At 41.4% G+C, this 16,189-nt stretch carries 10 protein-coding genes; 4 read left to right on the forward strand and 6 right to left on the reverse strand.

Translation table 11 applies throughout. The features are described 5' to 3' along the window. Positions 1-59 precede the first annotated feature (59 nt). Positions 60-1,760, forward strand: a complete 1,701-nt coding sequence (locus MusilaSJ_RS24495; RefSeq protein WP_274987388.1) for a hypothetical protein — start codon at positions 60-62, stop codon at positions 1,758-1,760. A 734-nt stretch (positions 1,761-2,494) separates the two neighbouring features. Here the strand turns inward: MusilaSJ_RS24495 and MusilaSJ_RS24500 are convergent. After that, on the reverse strand, positions 2,495-3,514 hold the full coding sequence (locus MusilaSJ_RS24500; RefSeq protein ID WP_274987389.1) for a LacI family DNA-binding transcriptional regulator: 1,020 nt from the start codon (positions 3,512-3,514) through the stop codon (positions 2,495-2,497). A gap of 376 nt (positions 3,515-3,890) precedes the next feature. Here MusilaSJ_RS24500 and MusilaSJ_RS24505 point away from each other — a divergent pair, with 376 nt between their 5' ends. The 3 genes from MusilaSJ_RS24505 to MusilaSJ_RS24515 all read left to right on the forward strand — a co-directional run bounded on the left by MusilaSJ_RS24505 (position 3,891) and on the right by MusilaSJ_RS24515 (position 10,544). Next, positions 3,891-6,962 (forward strand): SusC/RagA family TonB-linked outer membrane protein, encoded by a 3,072-nt coding sequence (locus tag MusilaSJ_RS24505; protein WP_274987390.1) that lies wholly within the window; start codon positions 3,891-3,893, stop codon positions 6,960-6,962. 23 nt (positions 6,963-6,985) lie between these two features. Beyond that, complete coding sequence (locus MusilaSJ_RS24510) at positions 6,986-8,479, forward strand: RagB/SusD family nutrient uptake outer membrane protein (protein ID WP_274987391.1); 1,494 nt, start codon at positions 6,986-6,988, stop codon at positions 8,477-8,479. Between the two features lie 1,009 nt (positions 8,480-9,488). Next, positions 9,489-10,544 (forward strand): aldo/keto reductase, encoded by a 1,056-nt coding sequence (locus MusilaSJ_RS24515; protein ID WP_274987392.1) that lies wholly within the window; start codon positions 9,489-9,491, stop codon positions 10,542-10,544. Positions 10,545-10,723: 179 nt separating this feature from the next. Here the strand turns inward: MusilaSJ_RS24515 and MusilaSJ_RS24520 are convergent, their stop codons facing one another. From MusilaSJ_RS24520 to MusilaSJ_RS24540, 5 genes are all read right to left on the reverse strand, one after another. Beyond that, entirely contained in the window at positions 10,724-11,740 is a 1,017-nt protein-coding gene (locus MusilaSJ_RS24520) for a zinc-binding alcohol dehydrogenase family protein (RefSeq protein ID WP_274987393.1), read from the reverse strand. Positions 11,741-11,751: 11 nt separating this feature from the next. Further along, a complete protein-coding gene (locus MusilaSJ_RS24525; protein WP_274987394.1) occupies positions 11,752-12,087 on the reverse strand; it encodes an L-rhamnose mutarotase in 336 nt (111 codons plus the stop codon). A gap of 755 nt (positions 12,088-12,842) precedes the next feature. Next, on the reverse strand, positions 12,843-13,961 hold the full coding sequence (locus MusilaSJ_RS24530) for a hypothetical protein (protein WP_274987395.1): 1,119 nt from the start codon (positions 13,959-13,961) through the stop codon (positions 12,843-12,845). A gap of 369 nt (positions 13,962-14,330) precedes the next feature. Further along, positions 14,331-15,098, reverse strand: a complete 768-nt coding sequence (locus MusilaSJ_RS24535; RefSeq protein ID WP_274987396.1) for a LytR/AlgR family response regulator transcription factor — start codon at positions 15,096-15,098, stop codon at positions 14,331-14,333. Positions 15,099-15,101: 3 nt separating this feature from the next. Next, on the reverse strand, positions 15,102-16,085 hold the full coding sequence (locus MusilaSJ_RS24540) for a sensor histidine kinase (RefSeq protein WP_274987397.1): 984 nt from the start codon (positions 16,083-16,085) through the stop codon (positions 15,102-15,104). Positions 16,086-16,189 lie beyond the last annotated feature (104 nt).

Raw genomic sequence — 16,189 nt, forward strand, 5'->3', positions numbered from 1 at the left:
AGCCTGTGAATTAAAGCACCTGATGAATAAATTATTAAAGATCTCAAATAGAATCTGACATGAAGCAACAAACCATTTGTTTAGTGAAATCGCCTGGGATCAAAAAAGAGTTGTTTTCACTTGCACGGCGGAGGTTATTGTTATCAGCGCTATTGCTGGTCATAGGCAAAAGTACATATGCCGCGGTCTGGCAATGGTCTGTTTTGGTGAAAAATGCTAAAAATAACAATGGGCTTTCCCGCGCCTGGCTGTGGATACCACCGAACTGTAAAATGATAAAAGCAGTGGTTTTTGCCCAGCATAACATGGAAGAACAATCCATTCTGGAAGATACTGGATTCAGGAAGAAGCTGGGGGAAATGGGGATTGCCGAGGTATGGGTCAGCCCAGCCTATGATCTGATGTTTCATTTTAATGAGAGGGCCGGTGAAACATTTGACAGCATAATGAACGATCTGGCGGATGTATCCGGCTATGATGAGCTGCGTTTTGCACCGGTAGCCCCGATGGGACACAGTGCGGCTGCCAGTGCGCCTTATTATATGGCTGCCTGGAATCCGGGCAGGATCCTGGCCTGTATCTCCGTCAGTGGTCAGTGGCCCTATTTCCGTGGGGAGCCGTTCGCGCCGGATATCTGGGGAACCCGAAACATTAATTATGTGCCCTGCCTGGAAACCATGGGCGAGTATGAAGCTGCTGCAACGTGGTCAACTGAGGGGCTTAGGGAGCGTCAGGCTCATCCCGCATTGCCTTTAAGTATGTTATCTTGCCCCGGAGAGTTCCATTTTGCGATGTCTGAAAGTAAAGCAATTTACATTGCGCTGTATCTGAAAAAGGCGCTTCAATACCGCTTGCCGAAAAATTATAACGGGCGGCAAGCCCCAAGGTTGATTCCGGTTGATCCGGAAAAAACGGGCTGGCTGGCTGATAAATGGCGATTCGATTTACCTCCCACTGCAGATCCTGCCCCGGTCGGTCAATTCAAGGGCGATCTGAGGGAGGCATTCTGGTACTTTGACCGGGAAATAGCCGAAGTTACTGCTGCTTACGAGTCTAAATATCGTCAGCAAAACCCTCAGTTAATCGGTTATGTACAGGATGGAAAAATATTGGAACAACGTAATGTTCATCAGCAGTTTGATATCAAATTTGCACCTGAGCCGGATGGGATTACATTTAAAGTACGCACGGCATTTTACGATACTGTTCCGGGAGGAAGTCCGAGGCCTGCCGTTTGGGCAAATGCACCGGTAGGTGCCCATATCGGTCATGCAATTGAAAAGGACATATCTGTGAATAGAATAGCGGGTCCGTTTATTAAAATTAATGACAGTACTTTCCAGATTCACCCGCAAATGGGCTACGAACAGCTTCCGCGTGGTTATGAGCTTTGGTTTTCCGCCAGTCATCCCGGCGATGGCAGCTATAAGCCGGCCGTGCAGCAGGGGCGAATGACTGTACCTCCGAGGAACATGGCAGGGAAAGAGCAACATATCACGTTCGCTGCAATCCCGGATCAGCATCCCGGTAAAAAAGATATTAAACTTACGGCTACCTCAGATGCGAATGTCCCCGTTAGTTTCTATATCCGGGAGGGGCCCGCAGAGATCATGAACGGGTGTATTAACCTGACCGCTATCCCTCCGAAATCAAAATTTCCGGTAAGGGTAACGGTTATAGCCTGGCAATATGGTAACATAAATGAGCCGGCGCTTCAAACAGCTCCTCCTGTCGAACGTACGTTCATGATTATAAAATAGTATTCGTTCGCGATGGGAATGCTTGGAACTAATTGTAAAAGTTGTTTTTTCAAGGCATGTAATACGAGAACACAGATTGCTTTTATTTGACTGCCATGGAAGTTCTTTTATTTTAAAATATTCCGTTGACGGTTCACGGGGAACATAACATCATTGATCGATAGTAGTATAAGGTGAAGGAATTGCGGCACGTCGTCTCCAGTACCCTTCCGGAATGACTTGTTTATGATAACAACGCGAAACTAATCACCATGGCCGCGTCTGATCTGGCTGAAAGTAGTTTCCATATTTTTTAATGATGAAATACCCACTAACTATCACATTAATTTTTTGGTTTGGCGTTTGCGTCACTGCGTCTGGCCAAATCAAGTACCGTCTGATCGCTAATGCTATAAAACGCTCCGGGGCGGCAAAGAAAGGTGGAGCTTCGCACGTTGTGGATGTGCTGGTTATTCCGAACGCATAACAAAACTTTACCTCGACGTTGCATCCCGGGCAATGATGTAGAATCAATCACTGCCGAGGTTAGCTTATGAGCGACATTATTGACACAGCATTTAGATGATGAGGAATTATTGAGTAGGCGGGCGAACGAGTGACCCCATTGAAATTTGTACGGAAATACAAAATTAAGTGTATAATACCAAAATGACTGGCAACTATGGCCAAACAAAAAAAGTCATGTTAGACTCTCAAATGCTGCATGCAAGAACCGGGAAGTCGAAAATCTATTTTCAATTTCTCCGGGAACTCTTACGAACGACGATTTCAGATTCAATGATTTCAGTTTTAGTACCAATTGCTTCACCATTTGTCAGGCTCGCAAAAAAAAGTTCGGCTGCGTGTTTCCCCAGTTGTTTACTGTGCTGATCAATGGTGGAAATTGATGGCTTTACGAAATTGGAGTATTCTTCATTTGCATACCCAAAAATCCCTAACGATGCAGGTACATTTATTTTTAAAGCTTCAGCTGCATCGAGTACACCGATAGCCAACAGGTCTGCTACCGCAAAAAAAGCATCCGGCGGGTCATTTGAAGTCAAAAGCTGAGTTGCATACCTGAAGCCATCCTCCATTAATAGATTGCTCTCTATTATGTAGTTGTATGGAATAGAAATCTGGGCTTCGTCCATAGCTTTCAAAAAACCAATTTTTCGATCATGAAAAACCCGGACATGATCTGGACCGCCCAAAAAAGCGATACGTTTGTAATCTTGTCCAATAAGGTGTTTGACAGCTTTATAAGTGCTTTCCAGATTATCATTCGTTACCTTTAGGCAATCATAATTATCTGTACATCGATCAAATTGAATGAATGCAATGTTGTTGCGCTTGATTTCGTCAAAATGCGTTGTTGCCCGTGTTTCTTTGCTAATAGATATGAGTATGCAATCAACATTTTGATGGATTAACGTTTCAACCCCCTGGCGTTCCCGCTCAAACGTCTCATGTGATTGGTAAATTACAAGGCTGTAATTGTTTTCCCAGCATGCCTCCTCTATACCTGCAATTGCTTCTGAAAAAAAACTTTGATTTATTTTAGGTACGATCACACCCATTGTTCGGGAGTGACCTCTCCTTAAGTTAGCCGCCTGTGAATTATGTTTGTAATTTAACTCAGTAGCTTTTTTTTTTACCTTTTCTTTTACCTTATCACTTATAGAAGGGTGGTTATTTAAAGCTTTTGAGACATACGAAACGGAAATACTTAGCGCTTCTGCTAAGTCATAAATCGTTGTTCTTTTGTCGTTCATCGATAATCTTTGTATCTGGGCAATTCACCTTGTATAACAAATCCTACGTTTAAGTTTTAATTTAAAAAGACCCATTTAACGGATAAAGATATTAAATAAAGCGATATAGTTATCGACCACTTGTTTTAACCGCATTTTTGATCGATTTAGACAGTAGCTAAAATTTACGGTGTTTCTGATGTAAAGGCTATATAATAAGATAGTTATGAAATCGATTGACTTTTATTTTGTAAAATTTTTATTGTTGATAATCAATTAATTATGTTTTAATGTAACATTTTTATCACATTTTTTTTCAATCGATTGAAAAAAAATATACATTTGAAAATAGATTGATTTCCAATCCTATTTTAAACCATTTTAAACCATTTTCAAGATGAACAAATTTTTACCATTTGGAAGAGGTGTTGGCCTTAACACCCCCGATGCTAAATTGCAGGGAATTATGCATCGGCTCTGTTTTATTGTATGTTTCTTGCTGTTCGGACTATCGTCGTTCGCGCAGCAAAAGGTAACAGGAAAGGTCATGTCTGGTGATTCGATAATTGTCGGCGCAAGTATTCGCGTAAAGGGCGCTGCGAACGGAACGCAAACTGATGCATCCGGAAAGTTTGTGCTGGATGCTCCTTCGAATGCAACACTAGTTGTGAGTTACATTGGTTACCAAAATGCAGAAGTCTCTCTAAAAGGGAGAACATTCGTAACCATTCAGCTTCAGCAATCGTTATCGCAAATTAAGGAGTTGGTTGTAGTAGGATATTCTACCCAAAGCAAACACAAAATGACAAGTGCGGTAGCCACGGTATCCGGCGAAGCATTAAACAGGCGTGTGGGTACAGATCCTACATCGCTCTTGCAAGGTCAATTGCCCGGTCTGCAAGTAACGCAAGGATCTGGAGAGCCTGGTGCTGAAAATGTCGAGCTAAGAATTCGCGGGGTCGGAACGTTTAGCGGCGCGGGCAACGCTCCATTAGTTATAGTTGACGGGCTTCCGGGAAGTATTGATGTCATCAATCCTAATGATATCGAGTCTGTGACTTTACTGAAAGATGCAGCTTCAGCTGCGATTTACGGTTCTCGTGGCGCAAATGGCGTTATCGTAATTAAAACAAAACGCGGTAAGAACGGCCCAGCATCTGTTCAGTATAGTTATAACTATGGCATCGCCAATGCTACAAAACTGCCTGACATAATTACTAATTCCGCAGAATTCATGAGATTGTCTAACGAGGCAAATGTCAACTCGGGCCGGCAGCCACTGTACACGCAAGCTCAAATCGATCTATACGCAAATGCTACAGACCGGGTTAAATATCCAAATCATAATTGGCTGAATGATGTATTTAAACCAGCGCATGTGCAAAACCACTATTTGTCAGTTAATGGCGGAAGCGATGAAAGCAATTACAATATCGGATTAGGATATACGAACCAGCCAGGCACCATGATCGGTTTTGATTATAATAAATACACAATTGATCTTGGACTTTCGACCAAGGTCAACAAAAGAATCACAATCGGTACTAATTTACAGGGGAGATATGGTTACAAAGTAAATCCAAGGCAAGGCGCTCAGGATCAATTTCTATCTACACTGGCGCAGTCACCGTTATATCCTCCGCAAGCATCTAATGGTGATTGGATTAAAAGGGCCTACCCAAATGAACAGGGCAACAAGAACCCTGTGGCGATAGTTGGCGAGGATGTACGGAATAGAAATAATGATTATTATTTCCAGGGAAATATATTCTTAAATGTTGACATCATACCGGGACTTGCTTGGGAAAATAAAGCTGGAGGAAATTATGACACTTTCAATAATAATGACTTCAGGCCGGTTATCCCAATGTATTACTATAACGACATGAGTTCGGCAGGATACCTGGATGTTGGCACGCCCGGTCTTTATGTTAACAGAGGGGATAATTCTTACTTGTCTTATTATAGCCAACTCAATTTTAAAAAGCAATTTGGTAAGCATAATATATCTGCACTTGGTGGCTTTCAACAAGAGGTTAATAAATATGGTTATCTATCAGCATGGAGACAGAAATTTACAACGAATTTATTAAGAGAACTTGATGCGGGGCCTACAGATGGCATGAACAACAGCGGTACATCCTCCAAATGGGCTATCAGATCTTTTTATGGAAATCTAAATTACGATTATAACGATAAGTACCTCTTTGGCTCAAGCGTTCGTTATGACGGTACTTCACGCCTTCCTGCTAATTCTCGATGGGGCCTGTTTTATTCGTTCTCAGCAGCATGGCGATTGTCAGCCGAAGAATTTATGAAACCGCTGACCTGGATAAATGATCTAAAAATAAGGGGTTCATGGGGCCAGCTTGGTAATCAGAATATAGGAACTTACCCTTATCAGGCTTCGCTCGATAACAGAAGCTATGCGTTTAATGGTGCAGTAACGCCCGGATATTCGGCAAGCACACTTGTAGATCCAAGTTTGACATGGGAGACTACACGGGTATTCGATTTAGGTATCGATCTTACCGCATTCAATAATAAGTTAACATTTACAGCAGATTGGTTCAATAAATATACTTTCAATATCCTGCGCTCATCGCAAATACCACTTTGGGTCGGATTGAATGCACCAACGATTAATGACGGCGCATTGCGTAATAAAGGTGTTGAGCTTGCCATTCAATATCGTGATAAGATAAATCAGGATTGGAGCTTTTCTGTTGGAGGCAATTTTCAATCATATAGAAATAAACTCGAGAAATATGGTGCGACAGAAATAGGCTATAATACAATCAGGCAGGAAGGTCACGCATTAGACGACTACTATATGTACGTATGGGACGGCATTTTCCAAAGCCAACAGGAGATTGACAATTCACCGAAACAGCCTGTAACGCCAACCCCAGGGGACTTAAAATTTAAGGATGTAAATGGTGATGGTGTGATTAACGACAAAGACCGTACCTATGTTGGAGGTAAGTATCCGTCCTTCCAGTATACCGGCAATATTGGATTAACATGGAGGAAATTTGATATGAACGCCATGTTCTATGGATCAGTGGGCCAGAAGATTTATGTGAACGGCTGGGGTATTGAGCCGTTTAGGCAAGGATCAGTTCCAACGAAAGACTGGGAAAACAGGTGGACCCCAACTAACCATACCAATACAATGCCCAAAATTTATATAGCCGATGGATATGCACCTGTTCAGAATTATCCATCAACCTATTTCCTAAAGAACGCGTCTTTCTTCAGATTGAAAAGTCTTCAGATCGGATATAGTTTGCCAAAGGAATTGGCTAATAAAATTACAATGAAGTCTGCAAGAATTTATTTCTCAGCAGATAATGTCTTCACTGTAAGTAAATTCCCTGGATTAGATCCTGAGCGTGTAGGTGACGGTAATTATGTTACTTACCCACAGAACCGGATATTTACTTTGGGTGCTAGTGTTCAGTTTTAACGATAAATAGATTTAGATTAGCGATGAAAAAGAATTTTAAAATTGCAACCATCATATCTGTGTTAACATTTTTATCAGTATCCTGTAAAAAGGATTTATTGAATGTTACGCCTACAGACAGGCTTTCCACAGCAGTATTTTGGAAGTCAGCATCGGATGCTGACCTTGCCCTCTCGGGGCTTTATAATTACCTTTATGCCGGTGGCGGTAATTGGGGATGTTCTCAATATGAAATTTTTGGATGGGATAACTATACTGACGATTCCTACGGACAATATGACTACGGTGGTGGCCTTACCGCAACAAGTAGTGGTATAACACCGATGACCGGAGGGTATGTTTCCAGCTACTATAGCAATAATTATCAGGCAATAGCTGCCATTAATTCATTTCTCGCGAATGTAGGCAAAGTACTTTCAGGAACTCAACTGGATCAATATAAAGGGGAGGCCTACTTTTTGCGGGCGTTCAATTACTTTTATTTGGCTCAGCTTTATGGTAATGTTCCCATTGTAACGGCAGATCCATTTACTGTTGATTATAAAAAAGGTCTGGCGAAATCCACGCGGGATGATGTACTTAAATTTGTGGAAACGGATCTCGACGCTGCAATAGCTACATTACCGGACAATTCTTATACAGGTCATGCAGTAAAGGCGACTGCGCAGGGTTATAAAGTACGGGTATTACTGTTTGAAAAAAAATATGCTGAAGCGGCGCAGTTAGCAAATGCAATAATACAAGGCGGGAAGTTCTCATTGGCATCTAACTACGCCGGCAATTTTTATAAACCTGATCAGAATACAAGTCCGGAAATCATGTTTTCTGTGCGCTATCTTGCACCTAACATTCTTCATGCGGATGCAGCAGTCGCTGTGACTGTGCAACGCTGGAAAGGGTATCTTGGTACCCAGGATCTGATTAACGAATACGAAGCCGGCGACCCGAGAAAAACAATGACTTTTTATTTTTCTGGTGATACAAATGCGCAAGGCTGGCCTTTTACCGGTGACCTGGCGGTTGCTACACCTGGCAAAGATAGCTGGATAACCGGCTATTATGCTGTCAAAAAATGGCTGACGCCTGGACTAGTAAACCCCGATTATGGGACTATAGACGACAACGATTTCGTTTTGCTCCGATTTGCTGACATTAAATTAATGTACGCTGAAGCACAAAACGAAGCTACAGGACCGAATGCCTCTGTTTATCAGCAAATCAATGAAGTACGTGCGCGGCCGGGAGTAAATATGGCAGCTTTGCCCGCTGGATTGACGCAGGCTCAAATGAGGGATAAAATAAGACATGAGCGGCGCGTGGAATTCGCAATGGAAGGCATACGTTACTTCGATTTGAGGAGATGGGGGATCGCAACTCAGAAAATAAATGGCTTTGTGTCAAATCCATTAGTGCCAAACACCAAATTAAAGTATGAAGACAAATACGAATATTGGCCAATACCACAAACTGAGATTGACAGGAACCAGGGGGTGCTAACTCAAAATCCTGGTTATTGAGTGTCACGAATAATTTTCATGCAATGAAAATTAATGCTGTACAAAAGATGAGGGACGGCCCCTCGGAATCGGCTTACAGGAGCAGGTTCCAAACTACCGCTAAGCTGCTTTGGTAAAGAGCCTTGGTAGTGAGCATTAGCGGAAAAGGCATCATTAAAGGTGTCAGGTAAGTGTTAAGAAGGTGAACGCAAGTGAACCATTGAAGAGGCGTCGAAAGGATTAGACGATATCGAAACTGAGGTACAATAGCACCGAGGGACAAGCAAGGCGGGAACCTGTTTACTGGCTTTGCGATATCCGGCGTATAAATGGCACGAGCTTAACACAGGCTTTTGTATGGAACGTGAGAACCTGTCGCCATCATGTTAAGGGAAAACCTCAAGCTGATGACACTGCAAGAGGGAAAGTACCGATGGGTGGCACAGGGGCGGAACATCCCGTAGTAGTGACGAAGTTCCTGTAATGGGAATGGAGCGAAGGAGATGTATTAACAAGCTTTCTATATCCGCCGCAAAACTGAGCAATCAGGAGGTAGCAAAGGATGAAAGCAAAACACGCGGAGTCTAGGACCGACTCCGGTGTAATGGTTAATAAGAGCCGTGTAACGGGCGACTGTTAAGCACGGTTCTATGAGGGACTTGGGGTGAAACTCCCCGGGTCTACTCGACAAGCTAAATATAATCGATGAGGCAGTAACAATAAAATCGAAAATGCCCCATTTTTATGATAGCTAATTCATTTATATTTTCAATCCGGGACATTTTTTAAAATGATCCCGGATTGCTATATATAAGGATGAGTAAGCAGGCAATTGGTTCAAAATATTGATCCCAAATTACATTTGTTCATTAGGTAGCTCAAGACAAGTTGATGAAATGAAATAGACGTAAAGTAAATTTCTCTTGCGTTCAGATTATATAATGGCAGCATGTCGGATTGAAACAGCTAAACGAGCTTTAATGATAAGCTAAGTCTTGCAGTAAATCACAACAATAAATTTATAAAATAAATGTCTTCTCAAAAAACACCATCAACTGACCTTGAATTTCCTTCAATAATTTTTGGCACAAGCAGCTTGGGGAATCTCTATACCGAATTGGACGATAAAATCAAGTTGGCAATAGTTAAAGAATGCATTAACCAAACCAGTGGTAAAGTGTATTTTGACTCAGCGGGTAAATATGGCGCTGGTCTGGCCTTGGAGTCGTTGGGAGCTTCACTGGCATCGCTCAATACTAACCATAGTAAGATAGTTATCAGCAACAAACTTGGTTGGTTGCGAACGAAATTGACGTCTGCAGAACCAACCTTTGAACCGGGTATCTGGAAAGGGCTTAAACATGACGCAATACAACACTTGGGTTATGAACAAATTATGGATTGCTTTCGTCAAGGCAATACCTTACTTAAGGGTTTCGTAGCTGACCTCGTCTCTGTGCACGATCCTGACGAATATTTGGAAATAGGAAGAAACAACGACGAAATTAATGGTCTTTATTATGAAGTCCTGGATTCATACAAAGCTCTATCTGAACTTAAACAAAGGGGTAAAGTGAAGGCTGTAGGTGTCGGAGCGAAAAATTGGCGAGTGATTGAACGTATTCATAAGGACGTAAAATTGGATTGGGTAATGATCGCTAATAGCATGACAATCAAAAGTCATCCGATTGATCTATTAGATTTTATGAGGGAACTAGAGTCGGAGGGCGTGAAAATTGTCAATTCGGCGGTGTTTCATTCGGGTTTTTTGACCGGTGGTGATTATTATGATTATAAATTTGTGAGCCGTGAGGATCAGCAATATTCGGATTTATTTGAATGGAGGGACTTATTTTTTAGTTGCTGTCTCAAGTACGGCGTAAAACCTGCCCATGCCTGTGTACAGTTCGCGTTGAAAGCACCCGGAGTTGTAAGTATTGCGTTAAATACCACTAATCCTGAGAGGGTTAAAGAAAATGTTAAGATGGTTCACGAGCCCGTTCCAGTTAAGCTTTGGGATGAATTGATGGAGAAAGGATTGATTAGCTCATATTTTTTTAAAAACCAAATTTTAAAAAAGGCATAAACTCAAAATTGTTTACTGATTGCTCAACTTCCTGCAAGGATCGACATAAAACTTTAACTCAAGTTGCATGGATGGCCGGTATAATCAGCCTGTCAGTCCTTTTTCCATACATGTGACCAGTAAGGTGAAATTTCTTCTGGTTGCATTACAGTTCTCCTGGAATCTTTCGTATGGATCCCCTAATCAACTTCTATTATTGCTTTTATTACGCCATTGGCAGGATCAAGCCAGTTCTCAAATTCATCTTTAACGCGGCTAAGTGGGATGCGGTGCGTTATATAGTTGGCCGGTTTCACCAACCCTTTTTTCATTGATGTAATCACATGCTCAAAATCCTCCCGGTTAGCATTTCTGCTGCTCATTAATTTCGCCTCTCGTCTGTGAAATTCCGGGTGACTTAAACTGATTTCTCCCTTTTGCAAGCCCACTAATACATATCTGGCCCCGTGTGCCATGTATTGGAATCCTTCGTTAATCGCTTTCAGGCTGCCGGTGGCATCTATCACCACTGAAGGCATATCTTTTTTGGTGATCACGGACAACCGCTCCAAAACATTTTCAGTGCTTACGTTGATGATATGATCTACCTTAAGCCTGTCCCTGCAAAATTCAAGCCGCCCGGCATTTAAGTCCATCGCGATGATTTTTCCACCGGCAATACGGGCAAACTCCATGATGCCGAGGCCTATCGGGCCGGCGCCAATGACCAGTATAAATTCACCCGGTGTTACATCTGCCAGCCTGATACTGTGAGCACCTATCGCCAGGGGTTCTACCAACGCCAGCTCGTCATAGCTTAAACCTGCACCATGTACAAGTGAATAGGCCGGAACATTCAGGTATTCGGTCATTCCGCCATCTATATGTACGCCGCAAACATCAATTTTAACACAGCAGTTCGGCTTTCCCGATCTGCAGGCTATACAAAAACCGCAGTTGAAGTAGGGGATAAACGTTACAACGTCTCCCTTATGAAAACCTTTTGCACCGCCGGTTTCAACCAAATCCCCTGAAAGTTCATGGCCAAGAATACGGGGATAATTAAAATAAGGCTGCGTTCCCTCAAAAGCATGAAGATCTGTTCCGCAAACACCTATTCTCCTGATTTTGATCTGGGCATAGCCCTCCTTTATTTCTGGTCTTTCTTCTTCTTTGAAAACCAGTTTGCCTGGTTCTTCACAAACTATAGCTTGCATCGGATCTTTTACTAAAGCTGAAAAATTTGTTCCATAACCACCCATTTTTCCCCTTCTTTCGCCCAGGGTAGGGGTTGCTGAAATTTCCACATCAACTGTTCCCACTCCTGTACCTTAACATTGTCAGCATCCATCTCTGCCTTTTTAGCTGGTTGGTACTTTTCTCCTGTTTCCATGATCATAAATAAACGGTTCCCGGTCCGGTAAATCTGCATATCCAGGATCTCCGCATCCAGGATGCTTTTTCGTATTTCAGGCCAGCTGTTTTCTGCCTTATGCCAATGCTCATATTCTGCTATCAGTTGAGGGTCGTCCTTTAAGTCAAGAGCTAAACAGTATCTTTTCATTTTTGTAAATAATTTTTATAAATAAGGGTTGATATAATTCTTCAATAGGCCGTATTCTTCATTTCTTTCTTAATTGGAATTTTGAAGCGGCTGCCGACATTGGTGGTATTTAAGACGATCCTTTAATGGCCGCCGGTTAACAAGTCTTAAAACACTTTTAACTTATTATGTTTTTAAGCGATGTGACATCTCTTAATTCTTTGTTGTTAAGGTTTTCAGAATTCATTCTCAAATGGAATAATTAATTGGTAATCTAAATAAGCCAATATCTGAGGGTATATATTTCGGCTGACTAACAAATAATTAAGGTATATTAACAAGAATTGAAATAATTGACAGTGCAGCTTGTAAATTGAATTGATTTTTATTGCGTGAAAATCAGCGGCTGACCTTGTCAAGTTTTATGTGAGACGCGATTTAATCAGCCGGTTTCACCGGCTCTCTTTAGATTGGTGGCAGCATGTTCCCAATATTTTCCTGTTTTGTTGCGGCTATCAACTGATGTTGCCCCTGGCTGATGACGAAATATTGGAATGAAGATGTATGAATCAGTTTTCAGAACAGCCATTCTGATTCCTATGCTCGAGGTACTGTAACCGGACCATAGTTGAAGATTTGGAGTTTATAGCTAAGTACTTAAAAGTTGTTTTAGGAATTATAATAAGCCCAAGCCCCAAAATCCGGTCTGTGGTCAAAGCTATGGAAACTCCCGGAGAAAGGGTTTGGACTCAATAAAAATGCCTGAAGCTTTGACTTCAGGTAATCGTCAATTCATATATGCGATACTTTTTATATGGCTCGCCCTTAATAGCAACAATCGCGCTGTTGATCAGATGATTATTTTCCAATGTCCAAGAGGCTTCTGCATATTTCAGGTTCTTCCTCCGGTACTCTTTGATGATAGTTCCATATAAACAAGCCTCAATCCCCATTTTTCTATAACTGTCAACAACACCAAGTAAAATGATGCGGATACCCGTAATCTTCTTTTTGTTCAAGAGGATCTTAATTAAACCATTCGGAAACAATCTACCCCGTTTCACTTTTTTAAGCACCTGATTAAAATCCGGTACAGCCAATGCAAAACCTACAATCTGACCATCCTGTTCTGCAAGCTGACAAAAATCCGGATCAAGAATCATTTTCATTTCCTTACCTATGTGATCAAATTCGTGATCCGTCATGGGTACAAAGCCCGTATTTTTATCCCATGCCTTATTGTACACTTCTCTTATACTGACTGCTTCCCGCTTAAAGTTTTTCATGTCAATCTTACGCAGGACTATCCGGTTACGTTTGAGGCGTTCCAGAATCGGATCAAGCAATCTTACCGACTTATCGTCATAATCATCCTCGCCAAAACGAAAAGCCAGTAGATCTATTTTCTTGGTAAAACCGATATTTTCAATCAACCTCTGGTAATAGGCGGGATTGTAAGGCATCATGACCACCGGTGAGAATTCAAAGCCCTCTATCAGTAACCCACATGTCTCATTAAAGGAAAAGTTAGCTGGTCCGATGATATGCTTAACATTTCTGTGTTCCAACCATTCTGTGACTGCACCAAAAAGAAGATTCGCAACAATTTGATCGTCAATACAATCAAAGAAACCGAAAAAACCATCGGCTGCATGATTATATTCATTATGCCTGTTATTGAGAATAGCAGCGATACGCCCAACGACTTTATCCCCATCATAGGCCAGAAAGTACTGTACAGATGAGTGTTCATGGAAAGGATGCTTGGTGAACAACTCCTTCTGGGCGATAAAAAGTTCCGGCACATAGTTAGAATCATCTTTATACAGATCATATGGAAAATCAATAAAGGCAGTCAGTCCGTCTTTCGGGGTTATGGATTTTATCTGAATCATTTTCGTATTAAAATATTACCACTCCCTTAAGAATCGAAGGAGTGGGGACTTAATTCAATTATCTATGCTTGGGGATAAACGGGGCTTTAAATTACCTGGCATTACTTTCATTCCATGTTGGAAAGGAGCTTGCTTATGCCATAAAACGCGCATCAGGGCAACAGCTACCAAGGCGGAAATGCCCATTAGTAGCGCTTTTTTATAGTATTTACTTGCAGACTGCTGGTACATTTTGCATTTGTTTGATGCAAAAATGTAGTTGATAACCGATTTTTTTCTTTTTAACTGACTGAAGTGCCGAAATCGGGTACTGAATCTACGCAAGCCCCAACTCAACTACGAAGCCACCTGTTTTATTTTAAGTTATACTTATAAATCTGATTGATCTAGCCATTTTTTTAACTGGCTTGATTTTTCACGGCTCATCAACACGGCTTCGTCTGAGGCAGGGATAAGCTCAATTTTTAACTGGCCGTTAAAGGATTGATGAATCTTATAGATAGATTTCAGTGAGGCGATGAACTGGCGGCTTATCCTAAAAAACACATCGGGGTCAAGGTCTCTTTCCAGGATTTCCAAAGTTTGATCGATCATATACCGTTGTGAATCATGAGTGATCAGGAACGTTGCTTTATTTTCCGAAGTGAAATAAGCGACATCGTTTGCCATCACTAATAGGAATTTGTCTCTGTAAGCGATTAAAAACCGGGAACGATATATCGGCTGCTTGGTCTGCATGCTTTTGACAAGACTCAGTATGCTTTCGTTGCTACCTAGTCCGGCAATGGCCTTCGCTTTAGATAAACTTTTTTCCAATTTATCGGCTTCCAAAGGTTTTAGCAAATAATCTATGCCGTTTACTTCAAAGGCCCTGAGCGCATACTCGTCATAAGCTGTAATGAAGATCACCGGTGCTGTGATCTTCACATGGTTAAAGATTTCAAAACTTAAACCGTCAGTAAGCCTGATATCCATAAAAATAATATCGGGTTGTTCATGTTTTTTCAGCCATTGAATACTATCCTGCACAGTTTGCAGTGTCGCGGCTATTGTAATGTTCTTGTCTGAAAGACGAAGCATTTTTTCGAGCCTGAGTATATTAGGAAGCTCATCTTCAATGATTAAAACATTGGGCATAATTTATAATTTTGAATGATGTGGATCAATTAGCGGTATTTCCACCCTGAAAAAAAGATTTTCATCGGTGATTAAAGGTATCTGGTCACTCAACAGGCGATATCTCTCCATGATATTCTTTAGTCCCACGTTTGTACTCGGTTCGGGATTTGTTTTAGGAATTTTATTGTTCTCTACAACCATGAACTGGCTATCCCGAAAGTAAATATGAATATTTAATGGTGACTCCGTACTGAACAAATTATGTTTGATAGCATTTTCAATCAGCAGCTGCAAGGTCAATGGAGGAACGCTGGACAAGGCAGCGCTCCCGATTTCATCGATCCTGACATTAATTCCGTTTCCATACCTTATTTGATATAAAAACAGGTAAGACTTTATAAATTCAAGCTCCTCGGCTAATGGGATCACATTCAGCGTTCTGTTCATCAACATGTACCTGTAAATTGAAGACAATTTGGCAACATAGGAAATTGCAGTGGACGGTTGATCTTCGATCAAAGCTGTTACGACACTCAGGTTATTGAACAGGAAATGCGGATCAAGTTGCAATTTCAATGCATCCAATTGCGCCTGAGTTGTCAGATGTTCCATTTCCAACGTCTTTAGCTTGACGTCATGCCATTTGTGAAAAAAATACTCTGCCGCAAAAACCGCAGTGATCAACAAAGAGAAAATTACACTTATAATAACCGTTTGCCGGAGCATTAGCTCGTCATAACCAAAATAATGAGGAAACTTAATTTTAAAGAACAAAATAATCCCTATGGAAACGATGCCAATGTGTAAAATAAACTGAAGCACAAACCTGCTTTTGATTCGTCTATCCCAGGAATACCATTTATTAAGCCATGCGGTCAGCTGGATACCTGTTTCAAATAAAACGGTGGCATAAACTATACTAAATGAGAATTCGAGGATAAAGTCACTAAATTCATAGTATCGCCAGCTGTTAAAGGTCCGGTCTGTAGGATTGATCAGTATCATGATCAGGTATAAAACCAGACCGAATCCCGGATAACCATATAATCTGTAAGATTTATAGCTGTGTTTACGCATGCACTAAAATAAAGATAACTGAATAATAATAG

This window comes from Mucilaginibacter sp. SJ (assembly GCF_028993635.1).
Classification (GTDB): domain Bacteria; phylum Bacteroidota; class Bacteroidia; order Sphingobacteriales; family Sphingobacteriaceae; genus Mucilaginibacter.

Coding starts and splice junctions, on each gene's coding strand:
- MusilaSJ_RS24500 (WP_274987389.1), bottom strand. CDS start 3,514: ATGAACGACAAAAGAACAACGATTTATGACTTAGCAGAAGCGCTAAGT.
- MusilaSJ_RS24530 (WP_274987395.1), bottom strand. CDS start 13,961: ATGATTCAGATAAAATCCATAACCCCGAAAGACGGACTGACTGCCTTT.
- MusilaSJ_RS24505 (WP_274987390.1), top strand. CDS start 3,891: ATGAACAAATTTTTACCATTTGGAAGAGGTGTTGGCCTTAACACCCCC.
- MusilaSJ_RS24495 (WP_274987388.1), top strand. CDS start 60: ATGAAGCAACAAACCATTTGTTTAGTGAAATCGCCTGGGATCAAAAAA.
- MusilaSJ_RS24540 (WP_274987397.1), bottom strand. CDS start 16,085: ATGATACTGATCAATCCTACAGACCGGACCTTTAACAGCTGGCGATAC.
- MusilaSJ_RS24525 (WP_274987394.1), bottom strand. CDS start 12,087: ATGAAAAGATACTGTTTAGCTCTTGACTTAAAGGACGACCCTCAACTG.
- MusilaSJ_RS24535 (WP_274987396.1), bottom strand. CDS start 15,098: ATGCCCAATGTTTTAATCATTGAAGATGAGCTTCCTAATATACTCAGG.
- MusilaSJ_RS24510 (WP_274987391.1), top strand. CDS start 6,986: ATGAAAAAGAATTTTAAAATTGCAACCATCATATCTGTGTTAACATTT.
- MusilaSJ_RS24520 (WP_274987393.1), bottom strand. CDS start 11,740: ATGCAAGCTATAGTTTGTGAAGAACCAGGCAAACTGGTTTTCAAAGAA.
- MusilaSJ_RS24515 (WP_274987392.1), top strand. CDS start 9,489: ATGTCTTCTCAAAAAACACCATCAACTGACCTTGAATTTCCTTCAATA.